3 protein-coding genes and 2 pseudogenes are annotated in these 3455 nt (G+C 65.9%); 3 read left to right on the forward strand and 2 right to left on the reverse strand.

Going from position 1 to position 3455, the window contains the following annotated elements:
* The 3 genes and pseudogenes from HV824_RS38095 to HV824_RS35200 form a co-directional block, all read left to right on the forward strand.
* Positions 1–420: pseudogene (locus HV824_RS38095) on the forward strand (HAMP domain-containing protein); the annotation flags it as partial.
* Between the two features lie 72 nt (positions 421–492).
* Positions 493–760 (forward strand): annotated as a pseudogene (locus HV824_RS35195) (hypothetical protein); the annotation flags it as partial.
* Between the two features lie 915 nt (positions 761–1675).
* Positions 1676–1822, forward strand: a complete 147-nt coding sequence (locus HV824_RS35200) for a hypothetical protein (protein WP_176421531.1) — start codon at positions 1676–1678, stop codon at positions 1820–1822.
* A 93-nt stretch (positions 1823–1915) separates the two neighbouring features.
* Here the strand turns inward: HV824_RS35200 and HV824_RS35205 are convergent, their stop codons facing one another.
* Together HV824_RS35205 and HV824_RS35210 are read right to left on the reverse strand one after the other, a co-directional pair.
* A complete protein-coding gene (locus HV824_RS35205) occupies positions 1916–2359 on the reverse strand; it encodes a hypothetical protein (protein WP_176421530.1) in 444 nt (147 codons plus the stop codon).
* Positions 2360–2542: 183 nt separating this feature from the next.
* On the reverse strand, positions 2543–2989 hold the full coding sequence (locus tag HV824_RS35210) for a hypothetical protein (protein ID WP_176421529.1): 447 nt from the start codon (positions 2987–2989) through the stop codon (positions 2543–2545).
* Positions 2990–3455 lie beyond the last annotated feature (466 nt).

The raw sequence follows: 3455 nt of genomic DNA on the forward strand, positions 1-3455 counted from the left end.
GAGAACGCCATCGGCCGCGAGATTCGCGTGCTGCGCGCCGCCCTGTCCAACCGCATCCGCGAGCGCGTGGACGGCGCCGAGGAGCGCGAGCGCACCACCGGCCTCTTCATCATCGGCTTCTCCGTGGGCGCCACCGCCTGGTCCGCACGCACCCTGTGCCCGATGCAAAACCTCATCCGCGGCGTGTCCCGTATCGGCCGCGGTGACTACAACGCCCAGCTCGGCGTGCGCGGCGACGACGAGGTGGCCGTCCTCGCCCGCGAGTTCGACCAGATGGCCCGCTCCCTCCAGGCCCGCGAGGCCCAGCTCAAGGCCCAGGCCGAGGCCCTCATGCGCGCCGAGCAGCTGGCCGCCGTCGGCCGCATCTCCGCCCAAATCGTCCACGAGGTGCGCAACCCCCTGTCCTCCATTGGCCTCAACCCCTACCAGATAGCGGCGCGGGCCCGAGACCGGCTGGTGGAGCCGGAGGAGTTCGGCGATATCGTCTTGATGCTGGCCACGGGCCTGATGGTGGACGACGCCATCGTCGTCATCGAGAACATCGAGCGGTTGATGGTGGAGCTGCGCCTGTCTCCCATACAGGCCGCGCGCGAGGCTCACCCCCGCGCTCAGCGCCCGGATGATGAAGCACCACGAGGGCGAGAAGTGGGTCTTCTTCCGCTGGGTGGACACCGTGCTGGACGGGACGAGGGCCCTCTACGGCCGGGGCCTGCGCAAGATGCTGCAGTATCCGGCCCTCATTCTGCTCGCCTTCCTGGTGCTCGCGGGCCTCACCAGCAAGAACGCCGTCATCATCGTGGAGTTCGCCGAGCAGCTCCGGGAGAGAGGGAAGAGTGTCATCGTGTTCATTCCCGGGCGCTACGTGCTGATGCCAGAAGCTTCTCGGCGAAGCGGGTGAGGACAAAGCGGCGCCCACGCCCGCCGCGCCCCACTGATCGCGCAGCACAGATGAGCTGAGCGACGGAGCCGCCGCAGTGGGCGAACCCTCCGCGGCGTGTCGTCCGCGGGCTGAGCGAGCGCCAGGCAGGGCAGGACGAGCGACCGCAGGGCGGAGCGGTTCGCGTGGGAGTGCATGCGCGAGGGGACACCTCGTGAGCGCAAGGCGCGCGCGGATGCCATCACCTCCGTGGCGGAGTTCATGCTGAACGAGCGGACCGCGCGCCACCCGACGGGCCCCCTCGCGCCGGGGGCGGAGTCACTCCCGGCGCTCGCTGTTCGGAAATGTCGGGACTTTTGTGGCGCCAAAACCCCCGACATTTCCGAACAGTTAGCCACCCGGCTGGCGTCCGACCCACGAGGAATGAAACGCGGTAGCCTGCTCGTGGCGTAGGCACAGAGGTCGGCGCGTCATGGGTGCGGGTGAGCCCGTCGAACAGTTGGACCCGGCGCTTGGTGAGCAGCCCGAATTGTCGCCATCGCGCACCCACTCTAGAATTCCACGACACGGGCTCCCAGCCTACGCCGCTGTCTTCAGGAGCAGGGCCAGACTGCCCCGGAAGTCCTCGCCGAGTTGGCAAGGGGCAAATTCAAGGCCAGGCGGGCGGCCCTGGTGCAGGCGTGCATGGCCGGGTGACGGACCACCACCGCGTCCTGCTCAAGCTGCACCTGGACCCGATTGACGCCTTGCAAGCGGCGCTTGAGTCGCTGGAGGCGCGGATGAGCGAAGTGCTCGAACATGCTGCGCCAGAACCTTCCCTACAAGTACCTGGGCGCTGACGACTTCGAGCGCTCCAGCAAGGCGCAGCTCGCCAAGCAGCTCCTGCGCCGCCTCGAAGACCTCGGCGTCCATGACGCACGGGTGCCGACGGCGCAGGAGGCCTGACCACCTCTTCTGCCAACCCCAACGCCTCGTTTCTCTCTAGCGAGCTGCCCAGGTGCGCCCCGGCCCTCGGGGCGCCTCGCCTCCTGGCGCAGCTCAAAAGGGCTGAGCGATGGCGTCGCCGCGGTGGGCGAGCCCTCCGGCTGCGTCGCGCGGAGAAATGGCCGCCAGGGCTGGCGGGGTGCCCTGCTGCAACCCGGAGCGGGTGCGCAGCCACCACTTGCGCAGCAGCGTGCCTTGGCCTTGCTTCATGCCAGTTCGATGGGGCTGAAGTCGGGACGGCAGGGCATCAACGCGTGCCAACGCCTCATCGGTGGCGGGGGGCTCGCACACCAGGCGCCGCGGCACCTCTTCGCCCGCCGCGTCCACCTTGCGAGGCGCACCGCTCCCACGGGACGCGCACAGACGCTGCAGGTTGCCTCGAAGCGAGCGAGGTCGCGGCGCGCCGTGGCATCGCCGAGCATGAAGCCACGGGCGATGGCGCTCTTGCCAGGCTGCGATGAAACGCTCGCGCAGGTCGAGCGACTGCGCACCGGACATGGCAGGCGATAGCTCCTCACTCAACAGCCTCCGCCTGCCCGCTTCATCCGCACGCCGCTATGAGGCCCGCGACAGGCCTGAACGGACCAATGCCCGGCTCCTCTCATAAGGGGCCGGGCCGTGGTCTTTCAAAGCGTCACAGGTCGGGCGAATTCACACCCACCCTGGAGACAGATTCAGACATCAAAGCGGAATACCACCGCCACAACCACAAGACTGAACAACCTGCTCAAGGCGATACTCAGTGCAAGACGCACCCACCGCGTTCAAGCAAACGCGATAGCTATTCCTGCCCTGAAAGACCGTTCCCGTCGTAAACCATTCACCACCAATGCGTTCCTTGCACTGCGGAGAGAAGTCATCGCACGCAGACGGAGAACCACAATCGACGAACGCTGACCATGCAGTGCAGCTTCCAAACCCGGCATTCACACACTCGTCCCAGCTCGGCGATTCGCAAGCCGCTTCCAGCGCATCTATCATGGCTGCGTCTGGAACCGGGACCTCATTGTTCAACGTCGCCTCAACCATGGAAGGGGCCCCCTCCATCGAAGACTGATCGTCAACAGGCCCACAGCCAACAAAGACAGCCATCATCGCCGAAACCGCAAGCGCTCCAAACATCTTCATATACAGTATCCTCTCGGGCCCCGCCGCCAAGAGCCAAGTCAATGACCCATCACCGCTAAGTCACGGGCCGGTGTCTTTCCATCCAGGGATGCGGCGTCCTATTCCCTCAAGAGTCCCCAAACCCAATTCGCATCTTCCCGAGCAACTCACAACAAATATCTCCAAAACAAATCTAAACAAACATCCATCACTCCACGCAAACCACACGCAAAACAGGCGCAATTATCCAACCAGACAGCATCTACGTTCGCCAATTCCCTCGCCACAAGCGCAACAGACAGCCCACGCCGCGCCTCTTGCAATACCGCCGTGACCTCTCCAAGAGCGCGGCGCCTTCACCGTCAGGGATGAGGAAGTTGCGCGGCGCGCACGAGGCCCCTGCCCCCGGGAGGCTCCGTGCGTCAAAGACGGGTACCCGGCAGGCCCCTGGGGTACGCTGAAACCCACCGGAGGTACCCCCCTCCCC

This window comes from Myxococcus sp. AM009, from assembly GCF_013372605.1.
Classification (GTDB): Bacteria; Myxococcota; Myxococcia; order Myxococcales; family Myxococcaceae; genus Myxococcus; species Myxococcus vastator.

Bases quoted from the DNA above. Each gene is read 5' to 3' on its own strand.
- HV824_RS35205 (WP_176421530.1), bottom strand. From the start codon at position 2,359: ATGTCCGGTGCGCAGTCGCTCGACCTGCGCGAGCGTTTCATCGCAGCC.
- HV824_RS35210 (WP_176421529.1), bottom strand. From the start codon at position 2,989: ATGAAGATGTTTGGAGCGCTTGCGGTTTCGGCGATGATGGCTGTCTTT.
- HV824_RS35200 (WP_176421531.1), top strand. From the start codon at position 1,676: ATGCTGCGCCAGAACCTTCCCTACAAGTACCTGGGCGCTGACGACTTC.